This is a genomic window from Lutibacter sp., from assembly GCF_030692605.1.
In the GTDB taxonomy this organism is placed as follows: Bacteria; Bacteroidota; Bacteroidia; order Flavobacteriales; family Flavobacteriaceae; genus Lutibacter.
This window is the reverse complement of sequence record NZ_JAUYUD010000049.1, coordinates 55,375-72,296: the sequence shown is the minus strand read 5'-3', so window position 1 is coordinate 72,296 and position 16,922 is coordinate 55,375. Positions and strand designations below refer to the sequence as shown.

Annotated in this window: 18 protein-coding genes; 9 read left to right on the top strand and 9 right to left on the bottom strand. The window is 30.2% G+C overall.

The window, feature by feature from the left end:
- Together Q8S45_RS04655 and Q8S45_RS04650 are read left to right on the top strand one after the other, a co-directional pair.
- Complete coding sequence (locus Q8S45_RS04655; protein WP_305601685.1) at positions 1–369, top strand: hypothetical protein; 369 nt, start codon at positions 1–3, stop codon at positions 367–369.
- Between the two features lie 160 nt (positions 370–529).
- Positions 530–1,222: an NAD-dependent deacylase gene (locus tag Q8S45_RS04650; RefSeq protein ID WP_305601684.1), complete on the top strand. Its 693-nt coding sequence runs from the start codon at positions 530–532 to the stop codon at positions 1,220–1,222.
- Here the strand turns inward: Q8S45_RS04650 and Q8S45_RS04645 are convergent.
- From Q8S45_RS04645 to Q8S45_RS04615, 7 genes are all read right to left on the bottom strand, one after another.
- Positions 1,194–1,664: a DUF6495 family protein gene (locus tag Q8S45_RS04645; RefSeq protein WP_305601682.1), complete on the bottom strand. Its 471-nt coding sequence runs from the start codon at positions 1,662–1,664 to the stop codon at positions 1,194–1,196. The genes Q8S45_RS04650 and Q8S45_RS04645 overlap by 29 nt on opposite strands.
- Positions 1,665–1,793: 129 nt before the next feature.
- A complete protein-coding gene (locus Q8S45_RS04640) occupies positions 1,794–4,925 on the bottom strand; it encodes a carboxypeptidase regulatory-like domain-containing protein (RefSeq protein ID WP_305601680.1) in 3,132 nt (1,043 codons plus the stop codon).
- 103 nt (positions 4,926–5,028) lie between these two features.
- Positions 5,029–5,481 carry a 50S ribosomal protein L9 gene (gene rplI, locus Q8S45_RS04635; protein WP_305601678.1) on the bottom strand — a complete coding sequence of 151 codons (453 nt, stop codon included), beginning with the start codon at positions 5,479–5,481 and terminating at the stop codon, positions 5,029–5,031.
- 13 nt (positions 5,482–5,494) lie between these two features.
- Positions 5,495–5,788, bottom strand: a complete 294-nt coding sequence (gene rpsR / locus Q8S45_RS04630) for a 30S ribosomal protein S18 (RefSeq protein WP_305601676.1) — start codon at positions 5,786–5,788, stop codon at positions 5,495–5,497.
- 5 nt (positions 5,789–5,793) lie between these two features.
- Positions 5,794–6,141, bottom strand: coding sequence for a 30S ribosomal protein S6 (gene rpsF / locus Q8S45_RS04625; RefSeq protein WP_305601674.1), 348 nt, complete (start codon positions 6,139–6,141; stop codon positions 5,794–5,796).
- A gap of 163 nt (positions 6,142–6,304) precedes the next feature.
- On the bottom strand, positions 6,305–6,976 hold the full coding sequence (locus Q8S45_RS04620) for a ZIP family metal transporter (RefSeq protein WP_305601672.1): 672 nt from the start codon (positions 6,974–6,976) through the stop codon (positions 6,305–6,307).
- A complete protein-coding gene (locus Q8S45_RS04615; protein ID WP_305601670.1) occupies positions 6,973–7,701 on the bottom strand; it encodes a bifunctional 2-polyprenyl-6-hydroxyphenol methylase/3-demethylubiquinol 3-O-methyltransferase UbiG in 729 nt (242 codons plus the stop codon). Before Q8S45_RS04615 ends, Q8S45_RS04620 begins: the two co-directional genes overlap by 4 nt.
- Positions 7,702–7,912: 211 nt before the next feature.
- Here Q8S45_RS04615 and Q8S45_RS04610 point away from each other — a divergent pair, with 211 nt between their 5' ends.
- Positions 7,913–9,088, top strand: a complete 1,176-nt coding sequence (locus Q8S45_RS04610) for a class I SAM-dependent RNA methyltransferase (RefSeq protein ID WP_305601668.1) — start codon at positions 7,913–7,915, stop codon at positions 9,086–9,088.
- Positions 9,089–9,153: 65 nt separating this feature from the next.
- Here the strand turns inward: Q8S45_RS04610 and Q8S45_RS04605 are convergent, their stop codons facing one another.
- Positions 9,154–11,352 (bottom strand): RecQ family ATP-dependent DNA helicase, encoded by a 2,199-nt coding sequence (locus Q8S45_RS04605; protein ID WP_305601666.1) that lies wholly within the window; start codon positions 11,350–11,352, stop codon positions 9,154–9,156.
- Between the two features lie 183 nt (positions 11,353–11,535).
- Here Q8S45_RS04605 and Q8S45_RS04600 point away from each other — a divergent pair, with 183 nt between their 5' ends.
- From Q8S45_RS04600 to lptB, 4 genes are all read left to right on the top strand, one after another.
- On the top strand, positions 11,536–12,501 hold the full coding sequence (locus tag Q8S45_RS04600) for an SIS domain-containing protein (RefSeq protein WP_305601664.1): 966 nt from the start codon (positions 11,536–11,538) through the stop codon (positions 12,499–12,501).
- Position 12,502: 1 nt separating this feature from the next.
- Complete coding sequence (gene tatC / locus Q8S45_RS04595; protein WP_305601662.1) at positions 12,503–13,330, top strand: twin-arginine translocase subunit TatC; 828 nt, start codon at positions 12,503–12,505, stop codon at positions 13,328–13,330.
- On the top strand, positions 13,323–13,676 hold the full coding sequence (locus tag Q8S45_RS04590) for a carboxymuconolactone decarboxylase family protein (protein WP_305601660.1): 354 nt from the start codon (positions 13,323–13,325) through the stop codon (positions 13,674–13,676). The genes tatC and Q8S45_RS04590 overlap by 8 nt, the downstream gene beginning before the upstream one ends.
- Before the next feature lie 144 nt (positions 13,677–13,820).
- Positions 13,821–14,555, top strand: a complete 735-nt coding sequence (gene lptB / locus Q8S45_RS04585; RefSeq protein WP_305601658.1) for an LPS export ABC transporter ATP-binding protein — start codon at positions 13,821–13,823, stop codon at positions 14,553–14,555.
- A gap of 51 nt (positions 14,556–14,606) precedes the next feature.
- Here the strand turns inward: lptB and Q8S45_RS04580 are convergent, their stop codons facing one another.
- Positions 14,607–15,371, bottom strand: a complete 765-nt coding sequence (locus Q8S45_RS04580; protein WP_305601657.1) for a phosphatidylcholine/phosphatidylserine synthase — start codon at positions 15,369–15,371, stop codon at positions 14,607–14,609.
- 72 nt (positions 15,372–15,443) lie between these two features.
- On the opposite strand from Q8S45_RS04580, the gene Q8S45_RS04575 reads away from it, so the two are divergent.
- Together Q8S45_RS04575 and Q8S45_RS04570 are read left to right on the top strand one after the other, a co-directional pair.
- Positions 15,444–16,409 carry a YheT family hydrolase gene (locus Q8S45_RS04575; protein WP_305601656.1) on the top strand — a complete coding sequence of 322 codons (966 nt, stop codon included), beginning with the start codon at positions 15,444–15,446 and terminating at the stop codon, positions 16,407–16,409.
- 20 nt (positions 16,410–16,429) lie between these two features.
- Positions 16,430–16,918, top strand: coding sequence for a GNAT family N-acetyltransferase (locus Q8S45_RS04570; RefSeq protein ID WP_305601655.1), 489 nt, complete (start codon positions 16,430–16,432; stop codon positions 16,916–16,918).
- Positions 16,919–16,922: the final 4 nt, after the last annotated feature.

Below are 16,922 nucleotides of genomic sequence, written 5' to 3'. Positions count from 1 at the left end.
ATGACATTTAAACAAAGATTGCCTTATTTCTTAGGAGGGTTAACCATTGGAATTATTGTTGTTGTGTTTTTTTTAGGAAAAAAGGAGACAACGTTTGATTATGGACCAAACGCACGCGTTTTAAAAAATATTAGCACAAAAAAACTGAATATTAATGCTTTTATTCTTGAAGAATTAAGTTCCCATAAGTTAGATACAAGTACCATTTACCAAATTCTAAAAAATGGAGATGTTGATTTAGGAAATAAAATTAAGAATGATTCCTGTATAAGTTATACCATTGAAGGGGAAAAAGAACTTCAGCACATTACAATTAAGGTAAATAACTGTCCGAAAAACGCATTTGTTGAAAAAATCCATTTTAAATAAATAAATTCAGTGTTGCAAATATTTTTAATTTACCAATACTACTTATAAATTTCTTAACCAATTGCAATTGGTTTTATTCCTTTTAAACAAACTTTTATCGTCCATCCTATTTTTTATGATTCTTCATAAATAAATTTTACCTTTAGTAAAAATAATTAAAATGCAACATATCGTAGTTCTTTCTGGTGCTGGAATAAGTGCGGAAAGCGGTATAAAAACATTTAGAGATGCAGATGGATTGTGGGAAGGACATGATGTGATGGAAGTGGCATCGCCATTAGGATGGCACAAAAATAAAGAATTAGTCCTCAATTTTTATAATAAAAGACGTGCTCAATTATTAAATGTTTTACCAAATGAAGCCCATATTTCATTGGCTAAACTTGAGAAATATTATAATGTTACTGTAATTACACAAAACGTTGATGATCTTCATGAAAGAGCTGGAAGTACAAACATACTTCATTTGCATGGCGAACTTTTAAAAGTAAGAAGTACTGTCTATCCAGAATTAATTTATGAATGGAAATCAGATTTAAAATTAGGTGATTTATGTAAAAAAAACGAGCAGTTAAGACCTCATATCGTATGGTTTGGTGAAGAGGTACCATTGCTCGAGAAAGCAATAGAAATAACTACAAAAGCTGATATACTTATAATTGTAGGAACTTCTATGCAAGTATACCCAGCTGCAAATTTAATTCATTATGTCAAAAAAGGAATTCCAATTTATTTTGTAGATCCAAAGCCAGCAATTAAATCATCTGCTTTTTTGAATTTAACCGTAATTTCTAAAAAAGCTACTGAAGGTTTGGTATTATTAACTAAGGAATTAATTTTGAAATCTCTTTAAATAATTCTCCCTCAGTTATCTCACCCCCCATTTCAATTAACTTAAATAATTCTAAATTTCTATCTCCATTATATTTTTTAGAAGCAGAATAATATAAAAAAGAATCATCTAAAGGATTTTCTAAAAACCATTTGAAATCATTCTCGTTCAATAAATTAAATGATTCATTGGAGCATTTAACATAAATTCTTTTAATTTCATCAATATCACCATAAAATAGATTTATGTCTTTTTCAGAAACATGCTCAATATAACCAACTTTTGATAACACATCTTCCCAAACTAAATCACTAAAAATAGCTAATTCTTCTTGTGCAATTTCTGGTTTTGATTTATTTATTTCCAACCACTCTTTTCGATCAATTTGTTGCGTAGCCAAAAAAATGGAAAACTCATCTGTTAAAGCTTCTAATTGCTCTTTTGTTAATTGTCGGTATTTCATTGCATTTGATATTGGTGTTAATCCTACATAGGCAAAAACCTATATTATTATTTGATAGATTCTAACTCTTGCAGAAACAATAAAAAAAAACCGCCCAATTGGGCGGTTCAAATATAAATATTTATTTTTTTAGAAAATGTATCTCAATCCAAATTGAACTTGCCATCTAGATAATAAACTTGAATCAATTACATACGATTGAATTAAATTTTGATCAAAAGAATACGTTGGATTTCCAGCGCCATCAACAGTTACACCAATTGGCTGTATTGCTTGTGGTTGCTCTACTAACCCCCAATGAGAATATAATAAATTTCCTAAATTCAGAATATCGGCGCTAAATTGAATAGCATTGTCTTTAGAAACTTTTAATTCTTGAATAAATTTCACATCCCATTTTCCTCTCCACGGTGAAACTGCTCCATATCTTTCAGCATACGAACCTCTAATTTCACTTAAATAATCATCTTGTGCAATAAATCTTTCCAATGCCGTTTTTTGAGTAGCTTGTTGCCCTGCATTTCCTGAAAACTGCATTGAACCAATTTCAGTTGCTGTTGGAACGTAAATTAAATCATTTATACCAGAGCCATCTCCATTAATATCTCCACCATAAATATAATTGAATCGTCCACCTTGTGCATATTCAAAAAATGTAGAAAGTGAAGTTTCCCATTTATCATCTGATCCATACTTCCAAGTTTTAGATGCAACACCAATAATTCTGTGAGTATCTCCATATTTAGAATATCCTAATTTTCCAGCATTTGCATCACCAACTATAGCATTATTCGCAAAGGCCCCACTCGTTATTTCATCTTCTACTGAATTTACATCTTTAGCGTTTAAATAGTTATACGCCAACATAGTATACAAGTTGTTATCAAAAGTTTTTTGTGCTTTTAAAGTAGCATTCCAAACTCTACCTTTATCTGAATTTGTAAAAACATATGGACCTGCTCCTAACCCAAAACCACCAATAGCACCACCATAATCTGCTGAAGTATAAATAGGTCTGTTATCCACACCTTTTAAAGTCCCTGATGGTGGCAATAAGGCCCAATTTTGTACTTGAGGTCCATTTATATCTTTAGTATAGGACACATCTGTTGTTAAAATCAAATCATTTTCAAATTGCTTATCTACACCAATATTTGTTCTCCATACTGTTGGAAACTTATAATCAGGATCCACAGCTTGTAAGAAAAATACATCCGGTGCCGCTATCTGATTTCCTAACCAAACAAAAGGAAAACGACCTGTAAAAATCCCAGAGCCACCTCTCAATTGTAGTGTTTTATCTCCATTAACGTCATAATTAAATCCAACTCGTGGAGATATTATCCAATTATTACTTGGCATTTGAGTATTATCAATTAAAACAGTTTCTCCATTATTTGGGTTCACATAAGGAATATCTGACAAAACAAATGCTCTATCTATAACCTCTTGTGCTTTTTTAGAAGAATCAAAAAATAAGGGTTTATCAAAACGGAATCCATACGTTAATTTAAAATTGTCACTTATATTCCATTCGTCTTGAGCATAAATAGCCATTTGTCCAACATTAGTTTCTGCTAAAGCCCACGCTCCTGGAGTTCCATCTGGAACTTCATTATTAGCATCAAAACTAGCCTGAGCATTGGAAATAGCACCCACATAATTATTGGCATTAAAACTATTAAAATCAATACTTCCAAATAAATCAAATCCATAACTAGTTAAATTAAATGAATTGTCAAATTGAAATTTTTCGAATGAAAATCCTATAGTATAATTATGATTTCCTTGAGTTATATTTAGGTTATTATTAAATTGAAATACTTTTTGGTCTAATTTATTATGAACAGAAAAAGGTTCATGTCCTACAATAATATAAGGCGATCCATTTTTATATATATTAATTGAAGGTGCTGGTGACGAAAATGGATTTCTAAAATCGTCAAAATGAGTATACCCAATTTGGAATTTATTAGAAACATTATCTGCAAATTTCGAGTTTAACTCTAATAATCCTGATTTTAATTTGTTATTAATTTCATATCCAGAATTTTCAAATTGTAATGTTTGAGAACTCGGTCCTCTAAAACCAATAGCAGTTGGATGCGCAGGCTTTTCTTTCGATGCCTCTAAAAAATTATACGTAAAAGCTAAACGATTGTTTTCATTTACGTTCCAATCCAATTTAACAATTCCTTTTTTACTTTTAGAATCATGAGTAAATCCTTCGAATTCACCTGGCTCATAGCCAATACTTCTTAATCCTGATTGAACTGCTAAAAGATCAGATCTTGTTACACGAGATTCGTTAATTGCTCCAGAGCCAGTATTAGGTAACCAAGTTTGACCTAAATCTGTTCTTTCATCTTTTTCAAAGTTTGCAAATATGAATAATTTATCTTTTACAATTGGAGCACCTACGCTAAAACCATATTGTGTTTGCTCTAATTTAGGAACAAAAATATTTTGTCCATTAATTTTACTTCCTGTCAAATCTTGATTTCTAAAATAACCATAAACGGTACCAGCAACTTTATTAGTACCACTTTTTGTAACTGCATTTATTGAAGCACCAGTAAAACCAGATAAAGTAACATCATAAGGTGCTGAAGAAACACTAATTTGCTCAATAGCATCTAAAGAAACTGGCTGAGCATCTGTTTGACCACCTGGAGTAGCAGCATCTAATCCAAACGGATTATTAAATATAGATCCATCCAAAGTAAAACTATTAAACTGATCATTTCTACCACCAAATGAACCATTTGATGACGATGGATCTAACCTCGTAAAATCTGAAGCAGAACGTGAAATAGTAGGAAGTTTTGTTAACTCTCTACTTCCTACACTAGTTTCGGCACCAGTTCTTTCATTATTAAAAGTAGCACTTTTACTCCCTGAAATAACGACTTCACTTAATTGTTGACTGTCGGCTTCTAATTTAATATCTACATCATAGGCTTTCCCTAAATCTAGATATACATTAGTAAACTCTACAGTTTTGAACCCTACAAAACTTACTGTAATGGTATAAGGTCCACCAACTCTAAGGTTTAGTATTGAAAACCTACCACTATCTGTGGTAACAGTTCCCGCTACTGTTCCTGTTGGAATATGTTTTGCTACAACGTTAGCTCCAAATAATCCAACCGAGGCGTCATCTAACACAACTCCTTGAATTCTGGATGATGTAACTTGCGAATAACCTGTAACAACCACAATTACAGCTAAAAGCAATGAAAAGAATAATTTGTTTTTCATAATATAAAGTTAAAATTTGAATATGTTAATTTAATGTAAAAATAAAAAAAAAGCCCATTAAAAAATGGGCTTTTGGCATTGTTTATCAACTTAAAATTGTTAATTACTTTTGTTCAGCTATAACATCAATTTGCATTTCAACAACCACATCTCTATGTAATCTAACTGTAGTGTTATATTTACCTATTCTCTTAATATTACCACCTTCAACTTTAATGAATTTTTTATCAATTTCATGACCAGCAGCGGCAAAAGCTTCTGCAACATTTGAGTTATTGATAGATCCAAATATTTTTGAACTATCTGCAGTTTTAGCAGTAATCTTAATTTCTAATGCTTTTAATGCATCCGCAATTTTAGTTGCTTCTTTTATTAGTTTTTCTTCTTTAAAAGCTCTTTGCTTTAAAGTTTCAGCTAACATTTTTTTAGCAGAACTTGTTGCTAAAATTGCATATCCGTGAGGGATTAAAAAATTACGTCCATATCCGTTTTTTACAGTTACAGTGTCATCTTTAAAACCTAATGTTTCAACGTCTTGTTTTAGTATAATTTCCATGATTCCTCTTCTTTTATTTTAACATATCAGCAACGTACGGCATTAAAGCTAAATGACGTGCTCTTTTGATAGCTACAGACACTTTACGTTGATATTTTAATGATGTTCCTGTTAAACGACGTGGTAAAATTTTACCCTGTTCATTCACTAAATATAATAAGAAATCTGCATCTTTATAATCAATATATTTGATACCATTCTTTTTAAAACGACAGTATTTTTTTATTTGTTTAGTGTCAATATCTAAAGGAGTAAGGTAACGTACCTCTCCTTGTTTTCCGCTTTTTGCTTGTTGTTCTATAGACATAACTCTTATTTTTTAGGTGCTTTAGCGTTGTTTCTTTCTCTTCTTTTTTCAGCCCAAGCTACAGCATGTTTATCTAACGCAACGGTTAAATAACGCATAATACTATCATCTCTTCTAAATTCAAGTTCGAATGGTGTAATTGCTTGTCCATCTACTTTGTATTCAAATAAGTGATAAAATCCACTTTTTTTGTTTTGAATGGTGTATGCTAATTTTTTTAGCCCCCAATCTTCTTTTGATATCATTTCGGCACCTTTAGAAACAAGATAGTCCTCAAACTTCTTTACTGTTTCCTTTATCTGAGTATCAGATAAAACGGGATTCAAAATGAAAACAGTTTCGTAATGATTCATAATTAATAATTTAAGTTTTTACTTTTAAGGGTGCAAATATACAATTATTATTAAATTCACCAACCATTTTATAAAAGTTAATTTTTATAAATAATAAGTAAGGTAACGTTGATATTGTGAATTAATTCTTGAATCATTAACCTTAATAATTTGCTTTAAATTATTAGGCCAAATAGGCAATTAACATACCCAACAAAATAGTTCCAAATTTTAATACATTAAACTTATGATCTTTTGAACTCTCAAATAAAATAATTGTAGAAATATGCAGGAATATACCTACAATAATTGCGGTAATTTCATTTTTATATGCCGCTATACCTTCCATATATACGCCAACTAGTTTACCTAAGGGCGACATTAATGAAAACAAAATTAAAAAAGCAATGGCATTCTTTTTTGATATGTTTGAATTCACAAAAAAAGTACCTAAAATAATTGCTATTGGTATATTATGAATTACAATTGCCCATAATAATTGCTCATGGTTATGTGAATGTGCTAAAGGAATCCCTTCCAGAAAAGCATGAATACTTAAACTTACAAAAAGTGCCCAAGGAAAATGGATTTCGTCCCTCACATGGATATGTCCATGCTCTGCTCCTTCAGAGAAAAAGTCTAAGATCAGCTGTAACAAAAGGCCGATTAAAATAAATAAACCAGCGTTTTTACTCTCAGAATTATAAACTTCAGGAAGTAAATGTAAAATAGTAATTGAAAGTAAATAAGCTCCACTAAAAGAAAGCAATAATTGAACAATTTTATTGTTTGGTTTTAGGCCATAAACAATAATAATCCCAATTAAAACAGAAAAAATAAGCGCTAAATAAGTCATTCTAAAACTAAAATTAATCGTTTAGAGGTATGCTCGTCAAAATTATCTAATTGATAATTTCCAAAAGTATGCTTTATTTTAAAACCTACCGTTTGCAAATATCCTTTAATTTTTGGAAGATCTAATATTTTTACCTTCTCAAAATAAGTATGATCATCTCCTTCAGCTTCAAACACAATTTTTTTAATTATAAAACCATTTTCAACATACTTAGTAATATTAAATGTAATACCATCAATTATCAATGTTTCATTTGGTACCAAATATTTAACAACGTACAAGGCATTCATAAAATCAATGACAGCAATTCCATCTTTTTCTAAGCTATTTTTTATATTTTTTAAAACCGTTATATCTTCTGAATCTTCTTCAAAGAAACCAAAACTGGTAAATAAATTTAAGACTGTATTGTATTTTTCGGGAAATGGATTTCGCATATCATGTTCAATAAATCGAAGCCTTTCATTTTCCTTTTTTTTTGCTTTTTGAATACTATTGGTTGAAAGATCTGCGCCAACCACATTAAAACCCAACGAATTTAAAAAAATGGCATGCCTCCCTTTACCACACGCCAAATCTAAGATAACCTCCTCTTTTTTCAATTTTAAAAAAGAAATCAGGTTCCGCATAAAAATGTCCGCCTCTTTATCGTCTCTGTGTTTATATAAAATGTGGTAATACTTGGAATTAAACCAAGAAATAAACCAATTTATGTTTTTTGTCATAATTATAAATTCAAAGCAAAAATAGTAATTGTATATGAATATGAATTAATAAACGCACTGTTTATTCACATTTGAATATAAAATATTCAAAAAAAATAAGAACATTTTTTCCATACAAACCCATATTTTAAAAAGCGACAATTTAAACATTCCTTCTAATCTTTTCAACCTTAAAATTTTAAAATGTATTTTTGCACCATATTTATAAACGATGAATGAAAATTATAAAATGGTGGCTACCACCATGTTTGGATTTGAGGATTTATTAGCAAAAGAATTGGAAGATTTAGGTGCAACCTATATAGAAAAAGGTGTGAGAAACGTATCCTTTGTAGGTGATAAAGGATTTATGTATAAAGCAAATATTGCGCTTAGAACTGCAATCAGAATTCTTAAGCCTATAAACCGATTCAAAGTTTTTGACGAAGATGACTTATATAAAAAATTACAGCGCATCAATTGGGAAACATATATGAAAGTAGACAGTACTTTCGCTATTGGAGCAGTAGTTAATTCTAAAAATTTTACAACAAATTCTCACTATATTTCATTAAAATCTAAAGATGCAATTGCCGATTACTTTAGACATAAATATCATGCAAGACCCAATGTTGATGTCAAACATCCTGATATTAAAATTCATGTTCATATCCAAAACGATTTATGTTCAGTTTCTATAGATAGCTCTGGAGATTCTTTACACAAAAGAGGGTATAGAAGTAGTACCAATATTGCACCAATTAATGAAGTATTGGCCGCTGGTTTAGTGTTACTATCTGGGTACAACGGAGATTGTAATTTTATTGATCCAATGTGTGGGTCTGGAACAATACTAATTGAGGCAGCAATGATTGCTAACAACATACCTCCAAATATTAACAGAAAGGAATTTGGCTTTGAAAAATGGGAAGATTATGATGAATCTTTGTTTTTTGCCGTTCAAGATTCCCTTTTGAAAAAAATGAGAAATTGCCATTTTAAAATTATGGGGTTCGATAAAGCTCCTTCGGCGGTTAGAAAAGCCATAGAAAATGTTGAAAATGCCAATTTAACAGAATTTATTGGAATTCATCACGTTAACTTTTTCAACTCGGTAAAAGAAGTTTTTGGAAAAACTATTATTTTGTTCAATCCACCTTATGGAGAACGTTTAAATATTGACGTTGCAGAATTTTATAAAAGTATCGGTGATACGTTGAAAAATGGATATTCTGATTCTACGGTATGGTTTATCACTTCCGATTTTGAAGCTTTAAAGCACGTTGGACTAAAAACTTCCAAAAAAATTGCCTTAAAAAACGGTGATTTAGATTGTAAATTTGTTCGTTATGACATGTATGAAGGTAGTAAAAAAATAAAAAAAGATACCTCAGAAGAAGAAGAATAAAACTCTATTTTAACGTGTTAATTTAAAAAAGTCCATTAAAAAAAATAAGAAGCGAAATAAAAAAATTAATTCGCTACTTTACTTATGAATTTTATACGCATCAAACGCAATTCTTCTTCATCAAAATCACCTTTAAATTCATCTAATGCATCTTGAATTCTATCACTGTCAGATTCCATAAAATATTGAAATATTTTTTCTTGCTGCTCTTCATCCAATAAATTATCTATACAATAATCAATATTCAATTTAGTACCACTATAAACAATACGTTGCATTTCATCAATTAACTCACTAAATCCCAACCCTTTTGATTTAGCAATATCAACCAGTGGAATTTTACGATCTGTATTTTGAATAATATAAAGTTTAAGTGCTGAATTTACACCCGTGCTTTTAACTACAAAATCTTCCGCTCTAATAATATCATTTTCTTCAACATATTTCGCTATTAAATCTACAAACGGTTTTCCAAATTTGGAAGCTTTTCCTTCGCCAACTCCATAAATATTTTTAAGCTCTTCTAAATTAATTGGGTATTTATTTGCCATATCTTCCAAAGATGTTTCTTGAAAAACAGCATATGGAGGAACCCCATTCTTTTTAGCAACAGATTTTTGTAAATCTTTCAATAATTTTATTAATATATCATCAATCGCTCCAGCACCACCCTTATCATTTGCAATTAATGAACCGTCGTCCCCTGCATCATAAATATGATCTTCAGTCATAAAAAATGATTCTGGATTTTTTAAATATTCTAATCCACTTGGTGTTAATACAATAACTCCATACTGTTCAATATCCTTTTTAATATATCCACTAACCAAAACCTGTCTAATTAATGCTGTCCAATATTTACTATCATGGCTTTTTCCTAAACCAAAATAAGCCTGTTCGTCTGTTTTATGAGATTTCAACAACGCATTAACCTTACCAACCAAGGTTTTAACTAAATCTTTTGCCTTATATTTTTGATTAGTAAGCTTTACAACCTCTAATAATTTCTTTACTTCATCTTTCGCCTCTACTTTTTTCTTTGGGTTCCGAACATTATCATCCATAGAAGCGCCTAGTCCATTTATACCATCAAACTCCTCACCAAAATAGTGCAATAAATATTTTCGGCGAGACATTGAAGTTTCGGCATAACCAATAACTTCTTGTAATAATGAATTCCCAATTTCTTGTTCGGCAATAGGTTTTCCAGATAAAAATTTCTCTAATTTCTCAATATCTTTGTATGAATAATATGCCAAACAATATCCTTCTCCTCCATCTCTACCAGCTCTACCGGTTTCTTGATAATAACTTTCTAAACTTTTAGGAATATCGTGGTGTATTACAAATCGAACATCTGGTTTGTCTATTCCCATTCCAAATGCAATAGTTGCAACAACAACATCTACATCTTCCATTAAAAACATATCTTGATGTTTTGCTCTAGTTTTTGCGTCTAAACCTGCATGGTACGGTACTGCCTTTATCCCATTTACCTGAAGTACTTGAGCTATTTCTTCAACTTTTTTACGGCTCAAACAATAAATGATACCAGATTTGTTAGCATATTGACGAACAAACCGTATTATATCTCCATTAACATTGGCAGTTTTATTACGGACATCATAAAATAGATTTGGTCTATTAAAAGATGCTTTAAAAGAATTTGCATCTGTAATTCCCAAGGATTTTAATATATCTTCTTCAACTTTTTCAGTTGCAGTGGCTGTTAACCCTATTATAGGCACATCGTCTATTTTCTGAATAATCGCCTTTAAATTTCTATACTCAGGTCTAAAATCGTGTCCCCATTCAGAAATACAATGTGCTTCATCTATAGCAACAAAAGAAATTTTTTGATTTTGTAAAAAATCAACATAATCTTCCTTAATTAAAGATTCTGGAGCAACATAAAGCAATTTAGTAACTCCGCGTTCTATATCTGCTTTCACTAAATTTACTTCTGTTTTATTAAGAGATGAGTTTAAAACATGAGCAATTCCATATTCCGCAGAGATTCCTCTAATCGCGTCTACTTGGTTTTTCATTAACGCAATAAGTGGAGAAACAACAATTGCCGTACCTTCTTGAACTAAAGCAGGCAACTGATAACAGAGTGATTTTCCTCCTCCAGTAGGCATAATTACAAAAGTATTATGTTTTTCAATAATACTTTTTATAACTTCTTCTTGTAATCCTTTAAATTTATCAAAACCAAAGTGCTTTTTCAGAGCAGCGTGCAGATCAATAGTTTTATTATCCATTTTTCTTATTAAATTGTTCCCTTAAATTAATCAAAGCATCATACCAATTAACTTGTAAGTTACAACTATTTATAATATTTAATTTTAATTTTTAACCAGTTTGCTTTCTATGTTATTAAATAATAATATTTTTGTTAGCTATTAAAGATAAAACATTTTTTTAATTCAAAAAAAACTTTTCTTTTGAAAAATAAAAATACCATAAACGAAAATGCCAAGCAAACCATATTAGCTGAAAGCAACGCGATTGCGAATTTAGTTAATTTTTTAAATGAAGATTTTGAAAATGCTGTAAATTTTATATTAAATTCAAAAGGAAGGGTTATTGTTACTGGAATTGGCAAAAGTGCCAATATTGCTGCCAAAATAGTTGCAACATTTAACTCTACCGGAACCCCTGCCATTTTTATGCATGCCGCAGATGCTATTCATGGAGATCTTGGAATTATTCAAAATAATGATGTCGTAATTTGTATTTCAAAAAGTGGGAATACACCTGAAATAAAAGTTTTATTACCTCTCATAAAAAATTATGGAAATAAAATTATTGCGATAACTGGTAATATTGAATCATTTTTAGGCACAAATGCAGATTTTACACTAAACTCTTACGTCGAAAAAGAAGCAGATCCTAATAACTTAGCACCTACAACAAGCACAACCGCGCAATTAGTTATGGGAGATGCTTTAGCTATTTGCTTGTTAAAATTAAATAACTTTTCTAGCAAAGATTTTGCAAAATATCATCCTGGTGGAGCATTAGGTAAAAAATTGTATTTAAGGGTTAGTGATTTAATTGTAAAAAATGAATTGCCTGCAGTATCACCTTCAACCTCCATTAAAGAAGTTATTATCGAAATTTCTGAAAAAAGGTTGGGATCGACTGCAGTTATAGATAACAATAAAATTATTGGAATTATTACTGATGGCGATGTAAGGCGAATGCTTAAAAATAACGATGATTTTTCGATGCTTACGGCAAAAGATATTATGAGTAAAAACCCAAAAACTATTGCGATAGATGCCATGGCTATTGAAGCATTCGATGCGATGGAAAATAACAATATAACCCAAATATTGGTTGAATACAATTCAAAATATGCAGGTGTTGTACATTTACACGATTTACTAAAAGAAGGAATTTTTTAAAATGACAAAAAAATTAAAAGATAAAAATGACATGTCCTTTTTGGATCATATCGAAGAATTGCGTTGGCATTTAGTACGTTCAACTATTGCTGTTTTTTCATTTGGAATAATTGCGTTTTTAATGAAGGATTTTATATTTAACACCATCCTTTTTGCGCCTAAAGACCCAAATTTTATAACGTATCGGCTTTTCTGCAAAGCATCAATTTTTTTTGGTACTGAAGGATTATGCATAGACGAAATACCTTTTACATTGCAAAGTTTGGACATGTCTGAACAATTTAGTGTGCATATTTGGGCGTCCATTACCTTTGGTTTTATAATTGCCTTTCCATATATTATATATGAAGTTTGGAAATTTATAAGTCCGGGGCTTTATTTAAAAGAGAAAAGCGGGGCAAAAGCGTTCATTATAATATCTTCATTTCTATTTTTTATAGGCGTATTATTTGGTTATTACGTAATTACTCCTTTATCTGTTAATTTTTTAGGGAATTATTCTATTAGTGAAACTGTAGAAACTAATATTCAAATAGGATCATATATTTCACTTGTTAAAACCTCCATTTTGGCGGCTGGATTAATTTTTGAATTGCCTATTATTATTTATTTTTTAACTAAAATGGGATTGGTAACTCCTCAATTTTTAAAAACCTATAGAAAACATGCATTGGTTATTGTTTTAATCGTTTCTGCCATAATAACACCGCCAGATGTAATAAGTCAAGTAATTGTTGCAATACCTATATTAGTTTTATATGAAATAAGTATTATTATTTCTAAAATTGTGATTAAACGTCAACTTAAAAAAGAAAAACAAAATGCCTAACCAAGTAGAAGAATTTAACTTGTATCGAAAAAAAATGAATGAAAAAATTTTGAACGATGACAATAAAGTTATCAAACGAATTTTTAATTTGGATACAAATGCTTATATGGCAGGTCATTTAGATGTTAAAACTAAAGAATTATTAGGTTTAGTGGCTTCCGCAGTGCTTCGATGTGACGATTGCGTTAAATACCATTTAGAAACTTGTTTTAAACTTGGTGTTACCAAACATGAAGTCATGGAATCGCTTTCAATTGCAACTTTAGTTGGTGGTACCATTGTAATTCCGCACTTAAGACGAGCCTATGAATTTTGGGAAGAGTTGGAAATAGGCAATAGACAATAGGCAATAGTGAATAGTGAATAGTGAATAGTGAATAAAACAATGAAAGAAGATAGAAAAGAAAAAGGAGAATTATGAAGAATAATTATAAATTATTTTATGAACTTTCAAACTTTTAACTTTTAACTTTTAAACAAATAAGCATCAATGATATTAAGAGCTGAAAATATTAAGAAGAAATACGGTAACAGATATGTTGTAAACGGCATTTCATTAGAAGTAGAGCAAGGTCAAATTGTTGGTTTATTAGGGCCAAATGGAGCTGGTAAGACTACTTCATTTTATATGATTGTAGGAATGATTAAACCTAATGCAGGTGAAATTTATTTAGACAACACACCAATTACAAAATTTCCGATGTACAAAAGAGCACAAGAAGGTGTTGGCTATTTAGCACAGGAAGCTTCGGTTTTTAGAAAATTATCTGTTGAGGATAATATTTTATCTGTGTTACAATTCACAAATCTTTCTGTTAATGATCAAAAAAGAAAATTAGAATCGCTTATTGATGAATTTGGTTTGGGGCATGTGCGTAAAAATAGAGGGGATTTATTATCGGGTGGTGAACGAAGACGAACTGAAATTGCACGAGCTTTAGCGTCTGACCCTAAATTTATTTTGTTGGATGAGCCTTTTGCAGGGGTCGACCCTATTGCTGTGGAAGATATTCAAAGTATTGTGGCACATTTAAAAGATCGAAATATCGGTATTTTAATAACGGATCATAACGTTCAAGAAACATTGGCAATTACAGATAAGACCTACCTCATGTTCGAAGGTGGAATTTTAAAAGAAGGAACACCTGAAGAACTAGCTGCTGATGAGACTGTTAGACGTGTTTATTTAGGAAAGGACTTCGAACTTAAAAAAAAGAAATTTTAATTTATTTTTCGAAAGAAAGTGCGCTTAAATGAAATACAAAAAATAAAATTTTTAATCATTAATTTCTTTTTTAGCTACCATAGAAATCAATACATACAATACTATAATAAATGGTATTGCAATAAACTGTAACACAGCTAATAACAACATAGTAACTCCTATAAAAATAAACTTCACTTTATTATTTTTCCAACTATAATCTTTAAATTTTAAAGAAAATAAAGGAATTTCAGCATTCATTAAAAAGCACAATAACAAAGTCAACCCAATTAAGAACCATAAATTTCCTATTAAATCAATGGCAATTTGATTGTTGGTATATGCTATTATTAAGGGTAATGACAAAACCACCATCGCAGAAGCGGGTGTAGGAAGGCCTATAAATGATGATGTTTGTCGTTCATCGATATTAAATTTTGCTAACCGGTATGCTGCAGCTATAGCAATTAAAAATCCTATGGATGCTACTGCATAATTACTAGTTAAAATTGTACTTAAAGAGATTTGTTCCACAGCATCATTACTACTACTCCAATTTGCTGAGCTAGATGATCTAAGCATTAATTGAAACATTACAAATCCAGGCACCACACCACTCGTAACAACATCAGCCAACGAATCTAATTGTTTTCCTAATTCTCCTTGAACTTTTAAAATTCGAGCTGCAAAACCATCAAAAAAATCAAAAAATATACCAATAAAAACAAAAAAAGCAGCGAGTACAAGTTGGTCTTTAACGGCAAAAAAAACAGCTATAATACCAGAAAATAAATTTAATAATGTAAGTATGTTTGGAATATGTGATTTAATTTTCATCTTTTATATTTTCCGTAAATTTAAAAAAATGTTTTCGTTAGTTTTGCATTTAGTTTTTTTATTTATTTTAAAATGCCACAACTACATTCAACATATAAACCATCTCTCCTATTTAGGTCAGCTCACATAAATACCGTTCATAAAACACTCTTTTATAATACAACTATTATTTATCAGCGAAAACGAATTTTTACTCCTGATAACGATTTTTTAGATTTGGACTTTTCATTCGTCAATTCTGAAACCTTAGTTATTGTACTTCACGGTTTAGAGGGCAGTTCACAATCTAAGTATCTACTATCAACAGTTCGTTTTTTAAATGACCAAAAAATAGACTGTTTGGCAGTTAATTTTAGGGGTTGTAGCGGTGAAGATAATCGACATTTATATTCGTATCACAGTGGAAAATCAGATGATTTAAATGTGATTTTAGATTATATCTTAAACCATTATACCTACAAAAATATTATTTTTGTTGGCTTTAGCATGGGTGGAAATATTCTGTTAAAATTTTTAGGTGAAGGAAACCAGTTGAATTCAAGCATAAAAGGTGGAATTTCCATTTCAGTACCAACCGATTTAGCAGGCTCTTCACACGAATTATCAAAAATTCATAACATTTTATATTTTAAACGATTTATGGTTAGGTTGAAGATAAAACTAGTTAAAAAAATTACTGATTTTCCACAAAACAATTTGAATGTAAATTATATTAAAAAAGCAAAAACATTCCTTGAATTTGACGATGCTGTTACCGCACCACTAAACGGATTTTTAAATGCTGAAGACTATTATACCAAAAGTAGTAGCAAACAATATATTAGGGCTATTCGAAAACCAACCCTATTAATTAATGCCCAAGATGATACTTTTTTATCTAAAAGTTGTTTCCCATTTGCTGAAGCCTCGAATCATCCATTTTTTTATTTTGAAGCGCCAAAATATGGTGGTCACGTTGGTTTCAATTCATCTTTTATAAAAACTAAAAACGTATGGCTCGAAAATCGTATTTTAGCATTTATAAATCAGATTTTATAAATTAATCATTCAGATTTTAAATGCATAACATCAGTTTAAGAACAGCTACTTTATTGGATATCCCCATTTTATATGAGTTTGAACAAGGTATTATTACTGCCGAACGCCCTTTTGACCCTACCTTAAAATCGGGACGTATCAATTATTACGATATTAAGGATATGATACAATCTAATGATACAGAAGTAGTTGTAGCTTTATTTGAGAATGAAATTATAGGATCTGGATACCTTCAAATTAGGCAACCAAAATCATATTTTAACTTCGATAATTATGGATATATTGGTTTTATATTTGTAAAACCAAATTTTAGAGGAAATGCCGTTAGTCAAAAAATAATAGATACCTTATTAATTTGGGGGCAAACTAAAAATGTACGTGAATTTCGATTACAAGTATATAACGACAATCTTTCAGCCATAAAATCGTATGAAAAATGTGGCTTTAAAAAACATATGATTGAAATGAGAATGGAACTAAAAATAAATGAAGATTCTAAAAAATTATAAAAAA

Excerpts from the sequence above, each read along its gene's own strand:
- rpsF (WP_305601674.1), bottom strand. The coding sequence starts at position 6,141 with ATGAATCATTACGAAACTGTTTTCATTTTGAATCCCGTTTTATCTGAT.
- Q8S45_RS04615 (WP_305601670.1), bottom strand. The coding sequence starts at position 7,701 with ATGACAAAAAACATAAATTGGTTTATTTCTTGGTTTAATTCCAAGTAT.
- Q8S45_RS04655 (WP_305601685.1), top strand. The coding sequence starts at position 1 with ATGACATTTAAACAAAGATTGCCTTATTTCTTAGGAGGGTTAACCATT.
- Q8S45_RS04575 (WP_305601656.1), top strand. The coding sequence starts at position 15,444 with ATGCCACAACTACATTCAACATATAAACCATCTCTCCTATTTAGGTCA.
- rplI (WP_305601678.1), bottom strand. The coding sequence starts at position 5,481 with ATGGAAATTATACTAAAACAAGACGTTGAAACATTAGGTTTTAAAGAT.
- lptB (WP_305601658.1), top strand. The coding sequence starts at position 13,821 with ATGATATTAAGAGCTGAAAATATTAAGAAGAAATACGGTAACAGATAT.
- Q8S45_RS04570 (WP_305601655.1), top strand. The coding sequence starts at position 16,430 with ATGCATAACATCAGTTTAAGAACAGCTACTTTATTGGATATCCCCATT.
- Q8S45_RS04580 (WP_305601657.1), bottom strand. The coding sequence starts at position 15,371 with ATGAAAATTAAATCACATATTCCAAACATACTTACATTATTAAATTTA.
- Q8S45_RS04620 (WP_305601672.1), bottom strand. The coding sequence starts at position 6,976 with ATGACTTATTTAGCGCTTATTTTTTCTGTTTTAATTGGGATTATTATT.
- rpsR (WP_305601676.1), bottom strand. The coding sequence starts at position 5,788 with ATGTCTATAGAACAACAAGCAAAAAGCGGAAAACAAGGAGAGGTACGT.
- Q8S45_RS04590 (WP_305601660.1), top strand. The coding sequence starts at position 13,323 with ATGCCTAACCAAGTAGAAGAATTTAACTTGTATCGAAAAAAAATGAAT.
- tatC (WP_305601662.1), top strand. The coding sequence starts at position 12,503 with ATGACAAAAAAATTAAAAGATAAAAATGACATGTCCTTTTTGGATCAT.
- Q8S45_RS04650 (WP_305601684.1), top strand. The coding sequence starts at position 530 with ATGCAACATATCGTAGTTCTTTCTGGTGCTGGAATAAGTGCGGAAAGC.
- Q8S45_RS04645 (WP_305601682.1), bottom strand. The coding sequence starts at position 1,664 with ATGAAATACCGACAATTAACAAAAGAGCAATTAGAAGCTTTAACAGAT.
- Q8S45_RS04640 (WP_305601680.1), bottom strand. The coding sequence starts at position 4,925 with ATGAAAAACAAATTATTCTTTTCATTGCTTTTAGCTGTAATTGTGGTT.
- Q8S45_RS04610 (WP_305601668.1), top strand. The coding sequence starts at position 7,913 with ATGAATGAAAATTATAAAATGGTGGCTACCACCATGTTTGGATTTGAG.
- Q8S45_RS04605 (WP_305601666.1), bottom strand. The coding sequence starts at position 11,352 with ATGGATAATAAAACTATTGATCTGCACGCTGCTCTGAAAAAGCACTTT.